General features: G+C 43.7%; 19 protein-coding genes. 14 read left to right on the plus strand and 5 right to left on the minus strand.

All coding sequences use genetic code 11. The features are described 5' to 3' along the window. Positions 1-55: 55 nt before the first annotated feature. From AAC006_RS17335 to glpK, 5 genes are all read right to left on the minus strand, one after another. Positions 56-1597, minus strand: a complete 1542-nt coding sequence (locus AAC006_RS17335) for a tryptophan halogenase family protein (protein ID WP_126872571.1) — start codon at positions 1595-1597, stop codon at positions 56-58. 12 nt (positions 1598-1609) lie between these two features. Continuing rightward, the gene (locus AAC006_RS17340; protein ID WP_013785876.1) at positions 1610-3052 is read right to left on the minus strand and encodes an SLC5 family protein; all 1443 of its coding nucleotides are present in this window, start codon (positions 3050-3052) and stop codon (positions 1610-1612) included. 69 nt (positions 3053-3121) lie between these two features. Next, the gene (locus AAC006_RS17345) at positions 3122-4777 is read right to left on the minus strand and encodes a TonB-dependent receptor (RefSeq protein WP_232363235.1); all 1656 of its coding nucleotides are present in this window, start codon (positions 4775-4777) and stop codon (positions 3122-3124) included. 18 nt (positions 4778-4795) lie between these two features. Then, positions 4796-5833 carry a TonB-dependent receptor plug domain-containing protein gene (locus AAC006_RS17350; RefSeq protein WP_260563490.1) on the minus strand — a complete coding sequence of 346 codons (1038 nt, stop codon included), beginning with the start codon at positions 5831-5833 and terminating at the stop codon, positions 4796-4798. 329 nt (positions 5834-6162) lie between these two features. Continuing rightward, the gene (gene glpK / locus AAC006_RS17355; RefSeq protein ID WP_126872570.1) at positions 6163-7647 is read right to left on the minus strand and encodes a glycerol kinase GlpK; all 1485 of its coding nucleotides are present in this window, start codon (positions 7645-7647) and stop codon (positions 6163-6165) included. Positions 7648-7804: 157 nt separating this feature from the next. On the opposite strand from glpK, the gene AAC006_RS17360 reads away from it, so the two are divergent. From AAC006_RS17360 to AAC006_RS17425, 14 genes are all read left to right on the plus strand, one after another. Next, a complete protein-coding gene (locus AAC006_RS17360; protein ID WP_013785874.1) occupies positions 7805-8563 on the plus strand; it encodes a DeoR/GlpR family transcriptional regulator in 759 nt (252 codons plus the stop codon). A 415-nt stretch (positions 8564-8978) separates the two neighbouring features. Then, complete coding sequence (gene glpD / locus AAC006_RS17365; protein WP_126872569.1) at positions 8979-10505, plus strand: glycerol-3-phosphate dehydrogenase; 1527 nt, start codon at positions 8979-8981, stop codon at positions 10503-10505. Positions 10506-10639: 134 nt separating this feature from the next. Beyond that, positions 10640-11188: a histidine phosphatase family protein gene (locus AAC006_RS17370; protein ID WP_013785872.1), complete on the plus strand. Its 549-nt coding sequence runs from the start codon at positions 10640-10642 to the stop codon at positions 11186-11188. Between the two features lie 92 nt (positions 11189-11280). Continuing rightward, positions 11281-12246 carry an MSHA biogenesis protein MshI gene (locus AAC006_RS17375; protein ID WP_126872567.1) on the plus strand — a complete coding sequence of 322 codons (966 nt, stop codon included), beginning with the start codon at positions 11281-11283 and terminating at the stop codon, positions 12244-12246. Then, positions 12243-12872 (plus strand): hypothetical protein, encoded by a 630-nt coding sequence (locus tag AAC006_RS17380; RefSeq protein WP_126872566.1) that lies wholly within the window; start codon positions 12243-12245, stop codon positions 12870-12872. Before AAC006_RS17375 ends, AAC006_RS17380 begins: the two co-directional genes overlap by 4 nt. Next, complete coding sequence (gene gspM / locus AAC006_RS17385; protein ID WP_126872565.1) at positions 12869-13513, plus strand: type II secretion system protein GspM; 645 nt, start codon at positions 12869-12871, stop codon at positions 13511-13513. The genes AAC006_RS17380 and gspM overlap by 4 nt, the downstream gene beginning before the upstream one ends. Beyond that, positions 13506-13847, plus strand: a complete 342-nt coding sequence (locus AAC006_RS17390) for a hypothetical protein (RefSeq protein ID WP_013785868.1) — start codon at positions 13506-13508, stop codon at positions 13845-13847. The genes gspM and AAC006_RS17390 overlap by 8 nt, the downstream gene beginning before the upstream one ends. Position 13848: 1 nt before the next feature. Next, entirely contained in the window at positions 13849-15522 is a 1674-nt protein-coding gene (gene mshL / locus AAC006_RS17395; RefSeq protein WP_126872564.1) for a pilus (MSHA type) biogenesis protein MshL, read from the plus strand. 2 nt (positions 15523-15524) lie between these two features. Beyond that, entirely contained in the window at positions 15525-16439 is a 915-nt protein-coding gene (locus AAC006_RS17400; RefSeq protein WP_126872563.1) for an AAA family ATPase, read from the plus strand. After that, positions 16436-17698, plus strand: coding sequence for a tetratricopeptide repeat protein (locus AAC006_RS17405; protein ID WP_126872562.1), 1263 nt, complete (start codon positions 16436-16438; stop codon positions 17696-17698). Before AAC006_RS17400 ends, AAC006_RS17405 begins: the two co-directional genes overlap by 4 nt. Further along, positions 17695-19431, plus strand: coding sequence for a GspE/PulE family protein (locus AAC006_RS17410; protein ID WP_126872561.1), 1737 nt, complete (start codon positions 17695-17697; stop codon positions 19429-19431). Before AAC006_RS17405 ends, AAC006_RS17410 begins: the two co-directional genes overlap by 4 nt. Positions 19432-19442: 11 nt before the next feature. Further along, positions 19443-20669, plus strand: coding sequence for a type II secretion system F family protein (locus tag AAC006_RS17415; RefSeq protein ID WP_126872560.1), 1227 nt, complete (start codon positions 19443-19445; stop codon positions 20667-20669). An 83-nt stretch (positions 20670-20752) separates the two neighbouring features. Then, positions 20753-21271, plus strand: a complete 519-nt coding sequence (locus AAC006_RS17420; RefSeq protein ID WP_013785862.1) for a hypothetical protein — start codon at positions 20753-20755, stop codon at positions 21269-21271. Positions 21272-21315: 44 nt separating this feature from the next. Continuing rightward, on the plus strand, positions 21316-21939 hold the full coding sequence (locus tag AAC006_RS17425; RefSeq protein ID WP_013785861.1) for a prepilin-type N-terminal cleavage/methylation domain-containing protein: 624 nt from the start codon (positions 21316-21318) through the stop codon (positions 21937-21939). Positions 21940-22047: the final 108 nt, after the last annotated feature.

The raw sequence follows: 22047 nt of genomic DNA on the forward strand, positions 1-22047 counted from the left end.
AACTCTTTACCATGCCGGTCAAAAACTAATCACGAAAGATCAACAGGCCTTAGGCTTAATGCTTATTAAGCATTGTATCAATTAAGCCGCGATGAGAAGGAAGGCGCGCTTTCAACTGAGCGATTAAGGCTTTATTAAGTTGTAACTGTTTATCGGCACCCTCGTATTTGCTCATTGAACGCACATACTGGCTCAAGTTGGTCTTATGTGACATTCCATAAAGTATATAGCGATAGCTTTGTGCGCTAAATACCTCATCTGTATCAGTAAAGTCGCTATCAAGAATAGGGCGGTATTGCCACTCTTCAAGCAAGGATGCTAGCCGTTGTGGAATGCTCTGTGGTGATCTGTTTGCTAACCAGAAGTCTTCGTTACGATTACTAAGAACATAGTGTAGTTTTAAAAATTCTATAGTGCTTTGCCACTTATTAGTTAACGCCCGATTAAAGCGGCTTGCCACGTGGGGCATTACCTGTGTGTAGGCGGGTAATTGCTCAGCAAGTTGAATTGCACTTTGCTCAATTAACATCAGTGAAGAGGCCTCAAGGGGCTCTAAGAAGCCACTAGATAAACCTATAGCTACGCAATTTTTTTCCCAGAAACGTTTTCTATAGCCAGTTTTATAGTTAATTTTTCTAAAAGTAGAAGGTAACTCTTCGTTAGGGTTTATCGATTTTAGATAAGCCATAAACGTTTGAGTTGCCTCATCATCTGATTGAAATTCTGACGAATAAACGTAACCCGTGCCCCGGCGATTTTGCAAACCAATGTCCCATATCCAACCAGCTTCTTGCGCGGTAGATAGGGTGTGACAAGCAATAGGCTGATGTTCATCAGAATATGCAATTTGATGCACCAAAGCTGAATCTGAAAACAATACAGAGGATGCGTCTTCCATGGGAACATCTAGTGCTTTTTCGATAAGACGTGCACTAAAACCTGTGCAATCAACAAAAATATCACCGCGAATATGGTCATTATTTTTTGTCACGACATGCTTTATGCCTGCGTCATCAGTAGCAACATCGGTGACATCATCAATAATGTGCTCGACGCCTAACACTTTCTTACAGTGTTCACGTATTACGTTAATGAATTTACCGGCATCAAGATGATAGCCGTAATTGGCACTGAAGCTTTGCTTTGAATCGGCCTTTAATTTGGGGGCTAGACCTTGTTCGCACAGGCTAGGTTGAAAACATACATCTGAGGCATACTCGTTTAATGAGTCGTTGTGTAACCAATACGGGGTTATATCTACACTGGCCGAGCCTTGAGGCGCGCTAAAGGGGTGGTAGTATCCAGTGCGTTGCCCTTCAGTGTGCCAGTGAACAAACTTACTCGCCTGTTTAAAGGTCGCACTCGCTTGTTGGACGAGTGCAGCTTCTTCAATTCCTATTTTAGCTAAGGTGCTGCGCATAGTAGGCCAAGTGCCTTCGCCCACACCAATAGGATGAATCGAATCAGATTCAATAACCTTTACAGACAAGCGTGCGCCGGTGGAGCCTTGTTTAGAGTGGGTAGCCGCCAGCAGACCAGCAGTAAGCCAACCCGCCGTGCCTCCGCCTACAATAACAACACTATTTACCGGCGTCATACGCTGCGCTACCTAGTCTGCATCTACCAATCTGCCACGCCATTGCGCCGACTGTCTAAATACGAGTTTATTTACACCTAAGGCTACACCAATACAGCAAATTAAGGTAACCAACATAAGGTGAATATAATGCAAACCAAAAGGTGCGTGCACGAAGCTAAAGAATGAATAAAGTAACACGCCGAAGATAACAGCAGTAATGCCTGCATACGGGTTAACATTATTAAACAACAAGCCGACTATAAAAATAGAAAGTATAGGCATGCTAAGCAAACCATAGAGTTGTTGTAACAAGTTAATGATACTTTCGGCTTGCGCGTAGATTGGCACCATTACCAGTGAAACTACAGTAAGAATTGCGGTAACAATTCCACCTAACTTGGCCACTTCAGGCTTTTTGTTCACGTAAGCTTCGTGTATATCGCATACATATAACGCCGTGGCTGAGTTTAAGTTACTGTTATATGTTGTGAGTACCGCCGCCGCTAGCGCAGCTGCAAAAACGCCCGACAACCAATCAGGTAAAACGTCGCCAACTAGTGTTCCGTAGGCTGCATCGTTTATGTCACCGTAAAGTTTGAATGAGATGATGCCAGGGACAACAATTATACTAGGAACAATGATAAAGCGAATGATCGCTGCTGCGTACACGCCTTTCTGTGCCTCTTTGATATTAGGGGCAGCCATAGCGCGTTGTGTAATGGTTTGATTGGTACTCCAGTAGAACGTCTGAATGAAGATCATACCGGTTAATAGGGTTTGCCATGGAAGAGGAGAGTCTGCATCACCAATTAATGTTAAGCGTTCTGTAGGAATGCCTGAGAAATCAAAATCGATAGCTACCATTGCCAATATCACTACAACTATTGCCATAACCAGCAACAAAACACCCGAGTACGTATCTGATACCGCAACCGCGCGTAACCCGCCAAAAATTGCATACAACGCACCAATGATGGCAAAAGCTGTAGCTACATACATGAGTGGAAGGTCTAGGTTAAACATGTTAATCATGAACAAAGAGCCAGAATAAATAACCGCTGGCATAAATATAAGGCTGCTACCTAAGAAGAAAAGCAGCCCAATAAGCGCACGAATATGCTTGTTGTTGTAACGCTTCTCTAAAAGCTCGGTAGTAGTTGTGCATTGATAGTGATAATAAACAGGAAGGAAAATACGGGCTAAGATTATTAAGCCTATAACGGCTGCAAATTCCCACCATGCCAGTAACGCCATTTGGTTACCGTTCATACCTACTAATTGGTCGGTACTTAAATTAGTTAACGTAATAGAGCCCGCGACAAAGATCCATGTAAGACCACCGCCAGCTAGAAAGTATTCTTTAGTTTCACTTGCCTTACTGTGTCCATGTCCGCGGCACTTAATGTAGGTGAGTAGACCTATAAGCGCAGTAATAACGAAGAAAACAATGATTTGGATTAAGCTGCCTGACACAAAAAACTCCTCAGCAGAAGAAACAACTAAAAAGGGGGCGAATGCCCCCCTCTTTCATTCTAGGTATAATTAAAAGTTAGCACGTACGCCAACTGCATAGCGAGCACCATCATTCACTTGTTGTACAAAGTGTTCAGATAGGCGACCACGACGCGTTAGCTCTTCTTCAGTAATATTGATACCTTCGAAGAACACGGTAACGGTTTCATTAACATCATAGCTTACGCTCATATCCACTTGGGTATATGTCTCTGTGAACAGAGGCTCAGTACCACCTAGTGAACTTACCGCTTCTTGCATGAAAGTTTCACGGTTGTTCAGTGCTACACGGGCTTGGAACGCATCTTTTTCATAGAAAAGCGTAATGTTTTGAGAGTTCCCCAAACCTGGCAGACTAAATTCAGCATCTGAATTTACGATAGTGGCGTTAGCTTGAATACCAAAACCATTTTCTAAAGTATGTAGCCAAGCTAGTTCAAGACCTTCAACATTCAGTGTCTCGCCATTACGAGGACGAAGCACACTAAATACATACTCACCGCTATCTAAGAATAAAGACTCTTCTTCAGTAGATGAAGAAATGAAGTCTTCAACTTCCTTATTAAATGCAGCCGCTGAGAAGTAACTCGTGTCATCGTAATACCACTCTAAAGACACATCCCAGCTAGAAGCTTGGTATGGTTGAAGTTCGGTATTTCCCGCTTGAGCTTGCAAGTTACCTGGACGAGATACCGTTACGTTAAATACAGGTACTAGGTCGTCCATCATTGGGCGAGTAAGTGTTTCTGAATAAGCATAACGTAGATACAAATCGTCAGTTAGTTGAAGTTTAACGTTTACATTAGGCAGCAACGAAGAGTAGCTGTTTTTCTCATTAATCGGCGTTCCAACATCGGTCGCATAAACAACGTTAAGGTCTGATGGGTCGTTAGGAATAAACTCTAAATCTTGAACCTGTTGAACAGTTCCATCTACAGATGTATCTGTTTCTGTGTAACGGAAACCGAAGTTAATATCTAAAGGTAAATCTGAGATTTCAGTTTGGAAGTAGAACTGCGTGTAAACACTTAATAGTTCTTCGCCCACAACGTAAGAGTCGGCACTTGCTTGCGGGTTACTAATATTTGTTGCATCAAGGGTTGCACGAACATCATCAAATGATAAACCTGTTGCATCAGCAATTTGCTGTGCAGCGACGTCAGAGTTTGCATAATCGAAGAACGCTTCCGGGTTGTACGTCAACCATTGGTTAGGTACGCCAGCAAAGTAGTTTTCGGCAGTGAAAACAGTAAGTAGCTCATCAGGAATATCGAAACTGTATCCACAGTAAACATTACATGCTGAAGCGAAGCGACGTGTGTTGTCTTTTTCACGGTCTTGATAGTAAATACCAAAATCCATTTTGTAGAAGGCATTATCCGAATCTGGCACCCATGTGAAATCCGCACGGTATTCTGAAATAGTGTCTTCAGTATCGAAGCCGTTACGTTCGTTGTAATGCATGCGGCCTAACGATGGTGTTTGTAAGGCTGCATCACCACCATCAACAGTTAGTGTTGGTGTAGTAGTCCCTGAATAATCTACGCTGTAGGCATTGTTGTAACCTACAACGGTAAAGAAGTTATCGCCACCACTGTTGTCTTCAGCCGTTGATGTTGATAAATCGATAACGGCAGTTAAATTGTCATTTACTAACCACTCGAAGTTCGCACCAAATGCTTGAATTTCAACGTCACGACCGTATCAACGACGGATAAAGTCAGTTGCACCACCAACACCTTCAACTAATGTACTGTCTAAGCTAGTTAGTGAGCCATTGTCATTAAAGGTCATATTGTCTAAGTTGCTATCGGTGAACCAATGACCAACACTGTGGGCGTCTGAATCAACTTCGAACTTTGAGTAAAGACCGTCTAAGGTAAGAGTCATATCATCGTTAGGAGCGTATTGAACAACCAAGTTTCCAGATGTTCTTTCACGATCTACCAAGTCAACAATTTGGTCAAAGTTCTGTGGAACGTAAACGCCATTGTATTGCGAGCTATCGGCATAGTCTGGGTTATCCAGTTCTGAACGATCTGTGATGCTAACACCTGGACGCCAGTAGCGTGTTTCCAACATATTTGTTTGAAGTTTACGTTGTTGGAAGGAAGCAGCAGCTAAAACGCCTAGCTTGCCATCCATAAAGGTATTGGTAACAAGGCCAGATAGTTGTGGTGTTGTTTCTTCAGAAATGTCTTCATACATGCCTTTAACACTTGCTACAGCTTTAAAGCCATCAAATGCGAAAGGGCGTGCAGTGGTAACTTCAACAGTCGAGCCAATACCACCTTCTTGCATTGATGCTAGCGGGCTCTTGTATACCTTTGCACCACTAATTAATTCTGCAGGAAGCGTGTCGAAGCTGAACGCTCGACCTTGGTTCTCAGTAGCGATTTGACGACCATTTACCAATACGGTGTTAAATTCTGGGCCGAAACCACGTACTGTAATGAATTGTCCTTCACCGCCACTTCTATCAATAGCAACACCAGTAATGCGCTGCAGTGACTCTGCAACGTTTTGATCTGGGAATTTACCAATATCTTCAGCAGTAATACCGTCGTAAACAACATCAGATGCTTTCTTATCTAGCATTGATGCTTTAAGTGAACTGGTAAAACCTTTAACTTCAATAACTTCAACTTGGTCTTCAGATGGTGTCGCTTCTTCTTGAGCGAATACCAACGGGGTGTGTAAGGCTGTCGCAATAGCAACGCCTAATAGTGAGCGCTTGGCCATTGGGCCTAATAATGATGTGATTAATTTTATGTGTCACTGTGTTTTCTCCGTGAGTAGGCTATTTTCTACTTAGTTAGCGTACAAATAGCGTAATAAGTATGTTCGGATCAAGCTTATTAACATTCTTTTTACACATCTTATAACCTAAATTTCGAATTATTATTATTAAGATGTTGAAATTAAAGGTTTTTAAAAATTAAGAAAAAAGGTAAACGTTTTCCTTAATTTTTGATAGTAACACAAATTTACATTGTAATGACAATGTTATAAAAATATTTTTTTATATTAAAAGCGCGGTTTATTACCGCGCTATATATGGAGAGGTAAAATTAACTACAGCGGATACGGGCAACGGCGTTTTTCCAACCGTCATAGGCCTTGTCACGCTCTTCTTTTGAAAGCCGAGGAGTGAAAATACTGTCACTTTTCCAGCACTCGGTAAGGGAATCAACAGAGGTAAATACACCAGCTTGAAGGCCAGCAAGGAATGCGGCGCCAAGTGCGGTGGTTTCAGTAATTTCGGGGCGTTCAACTTCTGCGCCTAATATGTCAGACAAGAAACCCATTACCCAATCGTTTCGAGACATGCCGCCATCTACGCGGATAGTGGTTGGCCGTGCGCCATCACTTTCCATGGCTTTCTGTAAGTCTTTGGTTTGATAACATACTGATTGCAAGCCCGCGGCAACAATTTCGCTTATGCCGGTGTCTCGAGTTAGGCCCAAAATCGCACCTCGCGCATCGGGATCCCAATAAGGAGCGCCTAGTCCGGTAAAGGCTGGCACAAGAAAAACACCATTATCTTGTCGCGCTCTTTGCGCCAACGCTTCGGTTTCGGAAGCATCGTCAATCAGTTTCAAGCCATCACGTAACCACTGCACCGTAGCGCCGGCCATGAAAATACTACCTTCAAGGGCGTAAGTGGTTTTTCCGTTTAACCTATAACCTACGGTAGTTAACAAGCGGTTCTTAGATTGAAGAGGCTTGTCGCCTGTATTCAAAATCATGAAACAACCCGTACCATAAGTACTTTTTGCCATGCCTTTCTGGAAGCAGGCTTGGCCAACAAGCGCAGCCTGCTGATCGCCGGCTACACCTTGAATAGGGATAGCACAGCCCAAAATATCTTTGCTTACAACACCAAATTCATCAGCACAGTCCATGACCTCAGGAAGCATGGCTTTAGGGATATTAAAGGTATCGAGTAATCGTTCGTCCCAACACTGAGTATTAATGTCGAACAACATGGTACGAGAAGCGTTAGTGGCATCGGTCTTATGTGATTCGCCGTTGGTCAAACGCCAAATTAAGAAGGTGTCCACTGTACCAAAAAGCAATTCACCGGCTTCGGCTTGCGCTCTTGCACCTTCTACATTGTCTAAGATCCACGCTAGTTTGGTGGCCGAAAAATAAGGGTCAAGCAGTAGCCCCGTAGATTCAGTAATATGCGCCACTAAACTTTCATCGTCGTCGAGTTCGCGACATTGCTGCGAGGTACGTCTGTCTTGCCAAACAATAGCCGGGTACACAGGCTTGCCGGTGTTTTTATTCCAAACTAAGGTTGTTTCGCGTTGATTGGTAATACCTATAGAGGCTATATCTTCAGGTGATACAGAGCACTTATCGAATACTTGCTTCATGGTAGTGGTTACGCTTTCCCAAATTTCTTCTGGATCGTGTTCCACCCAACCATCTTGTGGGTATTTTTGAGAAAACTCTTGTTGTGCAACAGCTACGATAGCGCCGTCCGCTGCAAAGATAATGCTACGTGAACTCGTGGTTCCTTGGTCTATGGCAAGAATATATTGGCCCATGACACGTCTCCTGAACATAATTTGGTAAGAGTTTGCACCATTTACACCAGTTTAACAATGCTATATTTTCGAAAACGAACATTTCAGTGTTCGAATTACCGTAGGCAGGCAAAGGTGAACCACGTATAATAGCTAAATCGCCACAAGGAATGACCCAATGAACCAAACGCAAAGACACGAAAAAATTGTTAGCTTTATCAAACAAAATGGCTTCATGTCTATTGACGACTTGGTTACTCGTTGTGATGTTACCCCCCAAACTATTCGTCGCGATCTAAACCAGCTCGCCGAGGCAGGTATTGTTAGTCGATACCATGGGGGCGCTGGACTTAATCGAAGTTGGGAAAATACGCCTTATCAAGAACGCAAAACACAAAACAGTGAAGTAAAAGAAAGAATTGCTGAGGCAGTGGCTAGCATGATCCCCGACGGGGCTTCATTATTTATAAACATAGGCACGACGACTGAAATGATAGCAAGCAAGTTACTTAATCATAAAAACTTGCACGTGGTAACGAATAACATTCATGTCGCGACCATTCTTTCTGCTAAAGAAGACTTCTCAGTTATTATCGCTGCGGGCGAAGTACGTTACCGAGATGGCGGTATTATTGGGGAAGCAACCTGCGACTTCATCAGCCAGTTTCGTATGGATTACGGCATTATAGGTATCAGTGGAATTAGCGCTGATGGTGCACTGCTCGATTTTGATTTTAGGGAAGTAAAGGTATCACAAGCGATATTAGAGCATACCCAGCACGTTATTCTTGCAGCAGATTATAGTAAGTTTGAACGAAGAGCTATGGTAGAGCAGGGGCATATTTCTCAGGTTGATTGCCTGGTATGCGATCAAACACCGCCCCCTGCTATTCGAAAAATTATTGATGAAAACAACATCAGTTTCATTAAGGCGTAAACGGCCAACTTATAACCTTAGTAGTCACTTATCAGTTTACTATCTACTTCCAAAACAGCATGCTGCCCAGCATTGTTGTAACGGCGCGCCATCCTTGTTACCCATGTATTAACTGCTATGGTTAAGTAAGCTTACGGCTATGCATAACAGTAGGCATACCTAATACCTGCAAAAGCTATATATCAAACTTTTATCTGAAAAGATGGGGCTATGCATAACAGTAGGCATACCTAATACCTGCAAAAGCTATACATCAAACTTTTATCTGAAACCATGGGGCTATGTTGAACCAGTGCTTTAATTGCGTAGATTAAAAATGAGCAAGAATGTTCGTTAATGTTCGTTTTGTGTTGACATGTTTTCTTTTTGGTTGTCAAATAGCCAGCATGCTAGTGAAGCCGAAAGGGGCGAGAACATGAATCAGAATACAAATAGTACACAAACCGTTGACGTTTTAGTGGTTGGCGGCGGTGTCAATGGAGCCGGAGTAGCATTAGATGCAGCCGGTCGCGGACTTTCGGTAGCACTATGTGAAAAAGGCGATCTTGCAGGTGCAACGTCTTCCTCTAGCAGTAAGTTAATACATGGTGGTTTACGCTATTTAGAGCATTATGAGTTCCGCCTTGTGAAAGAAGCGCTCGCTGAGCGTGAAGTGCTATTGGAAAAAGCCCCACATATCATGTGGCCTTTACGTTTTAGTTTACCTCATCAAAAGCATCTTCGTCCCGCATGGATGATACGAATTGGCTTGTTTATGTACGATTCACTAGCCAAACGTAATGTATTGCCGCGCTCAAAGAAAATGTCTACGTCACCGACAGGCCCCTTGGTGAATGATATAACAACATGTTTTGAGTACTCAGATGGTTGGGTAGACGATGCTCGTTTAGTGGTATTGAATGCGTTAGCAGCGCAAGATAAAGGTGCTAGCATCTATACCCGCACTGAATGTATTAGTGCCGAGAAGCAAGACAAGTTATGGAAAGTGACTTTAAAAGACGCATTAGGGAAAACGTTTACAATCAATGCCAAGGCTGTGGTTAACGCTGCTGGGCCATGGGCTGTTTCATTCCTAGATAGACTTGCCGACACTAAAAACCCAAATGCGATGCGTATGGTGAAGGGCAGTCATTTTATTGTGCCTAAATTGTATGACACAGAAGAAGCTTATATTCTTCAAAATAAAGACGGCCGTATTGTTTTTGTTATTCCTTACGAAGATGACTTTTCACTCGTTGGTACTACCGATGAGAACTATGTTGGTGAGCCATCGCAAGCCGCTATTTCTGAAGCTGAAACTGAATATCTTATTGAAGTTGTTAATACGTATTTTAAAACCAAAATTGACGAAAGTGATATTGTTCATAGCTACAGTGGCGTGCGCCCATTGCTTGAAGAAAAAAATGCGTCTGCGCAAGAGTTAACGCGCGATTATAAAGTAGAGCTAAGCGGCACTGAGTCTTCGCCAATATTGCTTAATATTTTCGGTGGAAAAATTACTACCTACAGAAAATTGTCTGAGCATGCAGTAGATAAGTTAACTAGCCTGTTTCCAAAGGCAGGTAAAGCCTGGACCAAAAATGTAGCGCTTCCGGGTGGCGCTTTCACCAATAAAGCAGATTTAATTAAACAGCTACAACAAGACTACCCATGGTTACCTGAATCGGTAGGGGTTCGCTATGCGCGTCAATACGGCATGTTGTGCGTTAAGTTTCTTGAAGGAAAAGCAGATTTAGGCAGCATGGGTGAGAACTTTGGTGCCGACATGTACCAAGCAGAAGTGGACTACCTTATTGATCACGAATGGGCAATGTCTCTTGAAGACGTCATTTGGCGCCGAACTAAGCATGGTTTACGTTTAAGCCAGAGCGAGCAAACCAACTTAGAAAGCTATATAACGACTCAAGTGTCTAAAAGTGTCGATATGCAGCAATCTGCGTAGATATTCAATATAGAATCTTAAAAAGCCCGTATCTTTATTTCACAAAGTGCGGGCTTTTTTATGTCCAAAATACTTAACTACAGCGATATAGTTGGTCTACTGGTTTTAAAGCTATTCATATAGAGGAAGATAGGATGAAGGAAATAATTCTAATTCGGCACGGAAAGCCGTTGTCTGCTCACAACAATAAATTAAGTGCGGGTGAATTTACCAATTGGGTTCGCCAGTACAATCAGTCACCTTTAGACAGCGCCCATTACCCAAATGAAAAGCGCGAATTTGCCGCGCATCACATCATTGCTAGCCCGCTTAAAAGAGCGCAGCTCTCGGCGAACTATTATATGGGCGAGCCCGCAGTTGACGTTATTCCCGAATTAAAAGAAATGGATATACCCTACTACAGGCTACCGCTAAGATTAAAAGCGTGGCATTGGGTTTTATTAAACAGGCTAATGTGGATTTGCGGGAAAGCGGGGCGGTTTGAGTCTTTCGTTGAGGCTAAAAATCGCGTGGGTAAAGCGGCAAAGGAACTCGAAAAGAAAGCCGAACAGCACGCTCAAATTGTTGTGTTTGGACACGGCATGAGTAATCGTTATATTCGCATTCTTCTGGCTAAAAGAGGCTGGGAAATAACGGAGAAAAATAACGGTTATTGGGGTGTGACGCGTTTAATAAAAAATTGAAATATTCTTAAAAATAAACAACTTTCGTCTACTGGTGCTATTGTTATTACTTTGTTGTAATAACACAATTATTCATGGCCAAAGATTTTACAATGCACATTGGATGGCGCCAATACCTAAAGCAGAAATTTAGACGTGTTTCCAAGCACCATGTGCTCGGCGTTTCTGTAGACGCTGAGTCTGTATCCTTCTGCATCGTAAAACGTGAGCAAGATTCAATAGTTTTAGTTGACGAAGAAACGGTAACGCCAGAAAAATGGGGTGAAAAGCTTCATACTTGGCTAAAGGAAAAAAACCTTCTTGGTATCTCAACGTGCGTGTGTATGTCTCACAGTTGGTACAATGCGTTACAGCTAGACCGGCCAAATGTTGAGGACAACGAAGTTCACGGCGCACTGCAATGGTCTGTTGCCGAAATATTGGGTAGCGACAAAGCCTATGTATTTGATTATGTCGATTTGCCCGTGCCTCTTGCAGGCACTAACAAGGTAAACGTATTCGCGTTACCTCGCTCTGTCATTGCTGATGTTGTCAGCCATATCCAATTTGCCGATGTCACTTTAAAAGAAATCACGACTGCTGAATTAGCGCTATGCGAGCTCATGCCGTCAATGGAAAGCGCCACCGTACTGTTAACACAAGAAGCCGGTGAAGAAGTGGTTTTAAATGTGGTTAAAGATGGAAACCTTTATTCTTCTCGGCGGTTAAAAGGTTTTGAAAATATTGGCTCGTTTTCCCAAGAAGAATTGGAAATGGGACTGCTTGATAATTTGGGTGTGCAAATTCAACGTTCTATGGACCACTTTGAAAGTCAGTTGCGCCAACCGCCCATCCGTTCGGTTTTATTTCGGTTAGACTCCCCGCATTCTACTACGGTTAAGATGCAGCTCAGCCAGTTAATTCCGGCACAAATCGACCAGTTAATTTCGCCTATTCAAGTTAGCGAAGACATTGATGTTTATCGGCTGAACTTGGTGAGCTTAAGTGCTGCGTTTTGTGCATTGGTTCCACAACCTATAGCACCTCCTACTATGAGTACTACAGGAGAGCTAAAATGAGACAGCGGATTAACCTCTATTGGCCAGAGTTTAAACCGGAGTTTCGCTGGTTGAACGTAGGCACAATGCTCGTAGTGTGGTTACTTACATTGCTGATAGTCGTGCTAGTTACCATGAGGTTGAGCGTGACGGTTCAAAAACAAAGTGCAGTGTTAAACCAAGCGCAAGAGCGAACTATCCAGCTTGATGAAGAGTTAGCCATGGCGAAATCTCAATTAGCTGAACGAAAGCCATCACAAGTTTTATCTGAAGAACACGAAACGTTAAACCTTTCGGTCAGCCAAAAAACATTACTTATAGAAGAATTGAGTGGGCAAGAAACTCGAGAGCAGGCGCCATTTTACCAAGCCTTAAATGGTTTTGCCGATGTTGCAGACGGTTCTCTATGGTTAACGCGATTTGTAGTGCGCAGTGAGCGATTGTCATTATATGGCAAAGTAAACGACCCAGGTGCGCTGCCAGCGTGGTTAAAACGACTAGGAAACGCTACCTACTTTGAAGAAAAAGAATTTGAAGTCATTAAATTAAGCCGTGATATCAACAAGGATGGCAATCCAAATGGCGTGTTGTCGTTTGAGTTACTCAGTGAGCCAGCTGATGAAGACGTTGAGGTGGCACCAGAATGAGCAAAGATAGCTTGAACAGTAAACTGGCCGCCATGAGCCCTCGAGAACTCATCATGCTCTTCGTCGCGGGCTTAGTGGTGATAGTACTTGTTGGTTTCACGTTTTTCATCGAACCACTTTGGAAAAAGTCGCAATCGATGGAAAGAAGGCTTGCGTCTGAAGCCACGCAAACCTCTTCGTTAAGCCAGCAATTGCAAATTTATCTCGAAGCGCTAGAAGAGGATCCCGACAAGGCCTTGATATCAAGCATTGCAGAATTAGAAGAAAAAGATGCGATATTGGAACGGCGATTTAGAGATGAACTTAAGACCCTAGTCACCCCTGATGAAATGCCAGCGTTGGTTAGTCGTATGTTTGATGATGCACAACAAGTGCGCTTGGAATCTATGGCAACTATTGCGCCTGTTAATATATTTGCAGGGCGTGAAGACTTATCGGCGCTTACGCTTTATCGACACGGCCTAACCCTAACGTTCAGCGGTAGCTATTTTGATATCAGAGACTTTCTTCAACGTGCTCAAAAAGAAAATATAAAGCTTTATTGGGAAGCGATGGATTACCAAGTCAGCGATTACCCTAACGGAAAAGTGACAATAGAGTTTTATACCGTTAGCACGCAAAGGACATTTATCCGTGTTTAAACTAATACTAACAATAGTGCTCACTTTTAGCTCATTTTTGTTGTTTGCACAGCAAGACCCAACTCGTCCTGGGAATACCAAAATGACAGGCATTGGTGCTACGCAGCAAGGGGAGTTTTCCTTAAGCGCCATCATGTATTCTGCGCAAAGTAAGCATGCCATTATTAATAATAAAGTGGTCAGGGAAGGGGATGATATCGCCGACGGCAAAGTAGAAAGCATCACTAAGAATACCGTAGTAATTTTGAAAAACCGTTATGCCAAGCCTGTACGAACTGTATTGTCTCTAGCGCCAATAACAACAATTAAAAAAAATGTATCAGAGGATCTGTAAAATGGGCAAGTTACCCCGTCTGTTTGGAGTATTAAGCATATCTTTAGCGATGGCCGGTTGTCAGAGTACATCAGAGCCTCAGCAGCAGCTTGTGTCAAAAGTTGAACAAGACTTACAAGAACAAATTGATGCAGAAAAAGCGCGTAAATCTTCACAACTAAATACCCCAGTGCCCATTCCCTCTGCGGTATCAGCTGCATTGGCAGCACCCGAAAGTGTGTCTTCAACTAACAGCTTGTTCGGCCCACAACGTTTCGACGTTAACGCGCAAAGTGTGCCTATCAGCGCCTTTTTCGCAGGCTTGGTTGAAGGTACGCCTTACAGTGTTGCTATTCATCCGCAAGTAACTGGGTCGGTATCGCTGCAACTCAAGCAAGTTACAATAGATGAAGTTATGTCACTACTCAGTGACTTATATGGCTATGACATTGCGCGCTCAGGAACGGTGTTTAAAGTGCGCGCTGCAGGTATGCGTACTGAAACCTTTGCCGTGAATTACCTCTACATGCAGCGAAACGGGGCAACTCAAACCAGTATTACCTCCGGCGGTGTAACGCAAAATAATAATCAAAATAACAACAATGGTTCTTCTTCGGGCTCGTACAGTGGCAACTTCAGCAGTTCCGAAAGCTACGGAAGTCAAAACAACAGCAATACTAACGGCACAACGATAAACACTCGCACTGAAACCGACTTTTGGGCCGACTTGAAGGTTAGTCTTGAAGCTATGGTAGGTAAGGAAAACGGCCGTGCTGTATTTGTTACTCCGCAAGCAAGCTTAGTTACTGTGCGGGCTATGCCTGATGAATTGTCTGATATACGCCGCTTTTTGAAGACCTCAGAAGCGAACTTAACTAAGCAAGTTATTTTGGAAGCCCGTATTTTAGAAGTTGAACTGAATGACGGTTATCAGCAGGGTATTAATTGGAATGAAATATTGGCCAACACCGGCAATACAGACTTTTCGCTTTCAACCACTGCTGGCACGTTAGGCAATGACATCAGCGCTACTTTGGGTGGCGTGACAAGCCTCGCTTTTTTGAACAAAGACTTCTCAGGCGTGCTGTCATTACTGTCTACTCAAGGGAATGTACAAGTACTTTCGAGCCCCCGGGTGACCGCTATTAATAATCAAAAAGCGGTTATAAAAGTAGGTGACGATGAATATTTTGTCACTGATGTGTCAAGCGACAGCACGGTAACCAGCACTACAACGTCTATATCACCGGATATTGAACTTACCCCCTTTTTCTCGGGCATTGCGCTAGATGTAACACCGCAAATTGATGACAAAGGCACGGTACTTTTGCATGTTCACCCATCGGTGATTGAAACTGCTGAGCAGCAAAAAGTTGTGACTATGGATGATGAGCAAATTGTATTGCCATTGGCACAAAGCACCATTCGAGAGTCAGACACTATAATTCGTGCTGGCTCTGGCGAAATTGTGGTGATAGGTGGCTTAATGCAAACCAGTCAAACCGATGTGGTATCAAAAACGCCATTACTGGGTGACATTCCCTTGTTTGGTGAATTGTTCAAAAATCGCCAAGTTAGCGAAACAAAAAAAGAACTTATTATTTTACTCAAACCCACTGTTGTAGGACACGACACGTTCGAACAGCAACTTGAAACCAGTCGCCAAAATATGGTTGATTGGTTGTATGTGGATTAAGTATGTATTTGTATCATTTTGGCATTAGAGAGCTACCTTTTACTTTAACGCCAAACACCAGTTTTTTTTATGGCCTACCCAGTCATATTGAAGCCAGTGAGGTGTTACTCACTGCGCTTAAATCTGGTGAGGGCTTTATCAAAGTGACTGGTGAAGTCGGTACAGGAAAAACCCTTATTTGCCGGAAATTTCTTAATGAATTGCCCGCGCATTTTCAATCAGCCTATATTCCTAACCCTCTTTTAAGCCCAGACGAGTTGCGCCGTGCAGTGGCAAGTGAGTTAGGAGTAGATATAGGGCAAACCTGCGATCAGCAGCGTTTCACCCAATGTATTCAAGAGCGACTTATCGATATTAATGCCCAGCATCGCAGTGCTGTTTTGGTGATTGATGAAGCGCAAGCGTTACCGGTAGAAAGTATTGAAGCACTTCGGTTAATGACTAACTTAGAGACAGAAAGCCGTAAATTATTGCAGGTGGTGTTATTTGGGCAACCAGAGCTCAATCAAAAGCTTTCAATGCCGGAGCTGCGGCAGTTAAAGCAGCGCATTACATTCAGTTATTCGTTATCGCACATGGATACCGACCAAATTTACCATTATGTAAAACATCGTTTAGTGGTAGCAGGGCACACAGGAGAAGAGGTATTCGACTTAGCGTGTTGCCGATTAATGTTTATGGCTACGAAGGGGACGCCAAGGCTGGTCAACGTACTGTGTCATAAGGCCATGATGCTGGCGTATGGCGAAGGCAAGTACAACGTGGATGTATCGCATATTAAGTTGGCTATTGCTGACACCGAAGCCACTACATTGCCTTGGTACGCTTCTTTTGCCCTGTGGCCTTCTTTGGTAGCGGCCGGTGTGGTGGTTTCGGTTACCCTTGCCAGTGTACTCGAGTTTGGAGGCATGGCATGAGTGTTGTGAATAAAATGCTGAAAGATCTAGAAGCTCGCGAAGGCGTTGAACAACCGCAAGCTCGATACGAGCCCCCACAAAAAAAGTCAGTAAGTGCGCTTACTATCGTTGTGCTTTTGTTAGTTATCGTCACCATCGCGTTAGCTGTGTGGGTGCTGCTTAACCCCGCGCCATCGGTTTCATCTGCGGTGTTGCCCTCTGAATCAATGCCGATAACAGATACAAACGAAGTTTCATTAACCGAACCAAGCCCCGCTATATTGCCGGCTTCCCTGACAGCAAGTGCTCAACCAAGTACTGAATCTGCCGAAAAAGAAAGTGCTGAAAAAGAAACTGCTGAAAAAGGAAGTGCGGGACAAGGAAGTGTTGAAGCTAGCATCTCGCAAAACGACGACACGAATACGCCGCAGAATTTATCAAAACCGATGCAGACGTCTGCCCAAGTAGCACAGGATACCTCTTCAGAAAAGGCGAAAGCCACCGAAGGTGAATACATAAAAAGCCCAAGCTCGCGTGCTGCTTCTGATGCAAGCATTAACCCTACTTCCAACCCAGACAACAGCCCTACTGGCATCTTTGTAGCGAAGACTGTATCAAAGTCGGTAGACAGCGTAAAAACAGCCGAGTCTGCACCAGTGGCACGTTTCTCAAAGCAGATTGATAACAATAAAAACGCCCCTGCGATAGACGAGCAGGTGCGCTTGGCTCTTGATAATAACGACTACAACACAGCCATCAGGTTAATGCAGCAGAAAGCGCAAAGCCATCCAACCGATATTAGTGTTAAGAAGAAGCTAGCGTCCTTGCTGTTTGCCAGCGGCCAGGTAGAACAAGCCCAGGCCTTATTACAAGGTATGCTTGTGAATTCACCGGATGATCACAGTGTTCGCCTTATGTTGTCGCGGTTGTATGTGAAACAAGGGCTAACAACGTTAGCAATAGAAAACGCGAACGGGGCTGTTTCTTCACCCCGCAACCCACTGTCTGTAGAGTTACTTAGTTTTAGAGCGAATTTACTGCAGCAATATGGCGAGTTCGACAAGTCACTTAATGATTATTTAGTGCTAACTAAGCGGCGACCTCTCGAGCCCAAATGGTGGTTAGGTGCTGCGATAAGTGCTGACAATTTGCATCAATCTGCACTGGCGTTTCACGCGTTCTCCCAAGTAGTAAAGATTGATACGCAGCAGACCCTATCACCAAATGTACATCATTATGCGCAAGAGCGCATGGCTAGGCTTCGGGAAGTAGTAAAATGAATAAACCTAGAGTTCGCCTTGGCGACCTTCTTGTTCAGCATAATTTGATTAGTGCTGATGAGCTAATGACGGCATTGTCTGAGCAAAAAAGTACAGGCCGTAAGTTAGGTGCTACGCTAATTTCGATGGGGTTGGTGACTGAACACCAAATGCTTGAATTGTTATCTCGGCATTTAAATGTTCCGCTTATCGATATCGATCAATACCGCGTAAATCAACAAGCTGTGCTGCTTTTACCTGAAATTCAAGCTAGGCGATATCGCGCACTCGTTATTGATGATAAGGGGGACAGCCTGCTAGTTGCCATGTCAGATCCCGCCGATTTAACCGCGGTAGATCATCTTTCAGAAACGTTAAACAGACAAATTGAACTTGCCGTAGTTAGCGAGCAACAGCTGTTCACCGCTTACGATACTTTTTATCGAAAAACCCAAGAAATTGCGAGTTTTGCCCAAGAACTAGCAGAAGAATACGATACTGAAGATAACTTTAATATAGAACTTGGTGGTGCGGGCGATCAAGACACAACAGTCGCCCGGTTGCTGCAATCTATTTTTGAAGATGCGGTGATAGCAAAAGCGTCTGATATTCATATAGAACCTGATGAAAATCAGTTGAGAATACGACAACGGGTAGATGGGGTTTTACAAGAAACTGTGATACCCGAGAAAAGTATAGCGGCCGCGTTAGTGTTGCGTTTAAAGCTAATGGCGGGGTTAGATATTTCCGAAAAGCGGCTACCGCAAGATGGCCGTACTCAAATTAAAGTTAAAGGGCACAAAATAGACGTGCGTTTGTCTACCATGCCAGTGCAAGGTGGCGAGTCTGTGGTCATGCGTTTGCTTGATCAGTCCGCAGGAATACTGACCCTTGAACAAACCGGCATGCCTTCAGCACAGTTAACCCGCTTTAGAAATTTGTTACGACGCCCTCATGGGATGATTTTGGTTACCGGGCCTACAGGTTCGGGTAAAACGACCACTTTGTATGGTGCATTAAGCGAATTAAATACGGCAAAGTCGAAAATTATTACCGTAGAAGATCCGGTGGAATACCGCTTACCCCGCATTAATCAGGTTCAAGTGAATCCTAAAATAAACCTGACTTTTTCAAATGTACTTAGAACCACACTACGACAAGACCCCGACATTATTATGGTGGGGGAAATGCGTGATCAAGAAACGGTAGAAATTGGGCTTCGTGGTGCATTAACCGGTCACTTAGTACTATCGACACTGCATACCAACGACGCTATATCTAGCGTAGTGCGCTTACTCGATATGGGCGCGCCAGGTTACTTGGTGGCAAGTTCTCTTCGAGGCATTATTGCTCAGCGCTTGGTACGCCGAATTTGTGATAATTGCACCACCTCTTATACGCCAACGGATGATGAAAAGGTGTGGTTGAACGGTATTGATGAAAATGCCGCAGACGTTGCCTTTAAACAAGGGCGTGGCTGTCAGAAATGTAATCAAACAGGATACAGAGGGCGAATTGGGGTTTTTGAGTTACTCGAAATGACTGAAAACATGATGAATTATTTAAAATCCAGTGATATTCAAGGCTTTAGTGATGCCGCGACTAAAAGCGCAGGCTATCGCTCTTTGCCTCAATCTGCTCTGACTTACGCAAAAATGGGCGTAACCAGTGTAGAAGAGGTGTTAAAACTGGTTGAGATGGTAGCCCAAGATGCTCCCACCTCTGAAATCACTGACGACACAACAGTGCAATAAGGCAATGATAGATGGCACGGTTTAGCTACAAAGGGCGCGAAAGAAATGGCGCCCTGACAGAAGGCGAGTTAGACGCGAACGATGCAGGAAGTGCAGCGGCAATGTTGCGCGCTCGCAGTGTAACGCCAATTGCTATTGCCCCCATGAGTGATAAAAAAGAAAGTGTCGTGTCTGGTTGGCAAGGCTGGTTTGTCCCCGAAGTCACTTTGGACGATTTAGTTATTTTTTGTCGCCAAATGTTCTCGCTAACCAAAGCGGGTATTCCCTTACTAAAAGCGGTGTCCGGCTTAGCTGAATCCTGTAATTCTATTCGCCTTAAACTTGCCCTTGAAGACGCTATCGTAAGTTTAGAACGAGGCCGCACCTTGTCTTCCGGATTAAACCAGCACCCTAAAATTTTTAATCAATTATTTGTAAGTATTATTCATGTGGGCGAAAACACCGGTCAATTAGAAGATGCCTTCGCTCAACTGGCGGTGTATTTAGAGCGCGAACAAGAAACTCGCAAACAAATTAAAGCCGCCACGCGCTACCCCATTTTTGTGCTTATCGCCTTAGCGGGCGCGTTTGTAGTGCTCAATATCTTTGTTATCCCCAAATTCGCCGACATGTTTTCTAAGTTCAATGCCGAATTGCCTTTAATGACCCGAGCGCTCATAGGCACATCAGATTTCTTGCTGAACTATTGGTACCTGCTAATTGCTGGCGGGATATTCATTGCCTACATGATTAGGCGTTCATTAAATACGAAAGTCGGGCGTTTAAATTGGGATAGACGTAAGCTTTCATTACCTATAGTGGGCAGTATTTTTAATCGTTCTTTACTAAGCCGCTATTGTCGAAGTTTTTCAATGATGTTGCGCGCGGGCGTTCCCTTAACCAGTGCACTAAACTTAACCTCAGAAGCGGTGGGAAATGTGTACATGGGGCAAAAGATTATTGCGATGCGCGAGCGAATTGAAAAAGGTGAGGGGCTAGCACGAGTCAGCGCAGCAAGCGGACTATTTACACCTTTGGTGATGCAGATGATTCGTGTAGGTGAGGAAACCGGTCGCGTAGATGAATTACTGGTTGAGGCGTCGGAGTTCTATGAGCGTGAAGTTGACTACGATCTTAAAAATTTAACAGCAAAGATAGAGCCTTTTTTAATTGTCGTGGTGGCAGCCATGGTACTGGTGCTCGCGCTGGGTATTTTTACCCCCATGTGGGATATGATGAACGCAATAAAAGGCGTATAACTCCCTAGCTTAAAGATGTGTTATAACAGTATGTTAAGAGCAATTAATGACTGCGAAAAAGTAATAGCAGCAAGGGTAGTAACATGGTGACGAAAAGCGAAGCGGCAAAAAGTAAGAACAGATCCTTATTTATCAACATTATTGTGATCACGTTGTTTGCTTCACTAATGGCTGTTTTTATCGTGCGACTGAATACCAGCGAAGTTAATTTTGAAGCACAGATGCTTAGGCAGCTAGCGCTCAAGTTGGAAGAATCTGCAGTAACGGCTCATTGGAAGTGGCAGTCAGAAGGGCGGCCGGTTCGTATTCTGCTTACGCACTATGATAGGCAGGGTAATGAAGTTGGACGTACGCCCGTGCTAATGAGTCATGAGGGATGGCCAGAAGTGTCTCCTTCTGTGCAAGGGTGTAAAACCCTTTGGAACGCATTGCTAACCGTGCCTATGATGGTTAATGGTTTTAATGTGCGTGGTGAATATTTTCGTGGTGAGTTAGTCGACGATGAGGCCGTGAATGCACGCTGCCGATTTTCCTTAAGCGCGGGGGATTACTTTGACTACTTTGTATTTCGTGGTGATGTGGTTCCAGAAAACGAACAATAACAAACAAACTGAATTTTAATAATGAGAAAACTGGGGTGGTCCAAATGAAAAAGCAACGACATCAAATAGCGGGAAAACAACTGGGTTTTACGCTAATAGAGCTTGTGATTGTAGTCGTATTACTTGGGCTACTAGCGGCAGTGGCCATTCCACGCTTTCTTGATATTACTGAACAAGCTGAAGATGCCACGGTTGAGGGTGTTGCCGGTGGTTTCGCCACAGGGGTTGGGCTTGTGCGCGCACAATGGGAAATAGAAGGTCGGCCAGAAGAGAATGCGTCTACCAATCAGACCTTTGTGACACTTGATGGCATTAATGTCGCGGTTGATCAGGATACCGGCTATCCCACAGGCCTGCTAAACGGTGACGGTAACAGTCAAGACACAGCGATTACCGCATTAGACTGCGAAAGTATCTTTAGCCTGATAATGCAAAGTGCCCCCTCCATTACATCGAGTTTTTCAGAATCACCATTTGACGGTTACCGATACTTTGCTACAAATAGTAGTGGTGGCGGCGCAAGTGGTAATGACCTTTGCTATTATTACCTTAGCCAATCTATAAAAAATCTGAACAGTAGCCCTACCAATGATGCGCAAGGCGATGGGTTTCTATACGACCCACGGATAGGCCAAGTTATCGTTTTTAGTAATGATTCGAACTCATAACTATGTATTGAGTTTTATACGTAAACTGGTGATTTTTAAACTAAAGTTTTATATTCAATTACGCCATTTTTGCAATAATAAACGTAATTGAAACAAAAGGACATTTTT

The organism is uncultured Alteromonas sp. (genome assembly GCF_963976965.1).
In the GTDB taxonomy this organism is placed as follows: domain Bacteria; phylum Pseudomonadota; class Gammaproteobacteria; order Enterobacterales; family Alteromonadaceae; genus Alteromonas; species Alteromonas naphthalenivorans.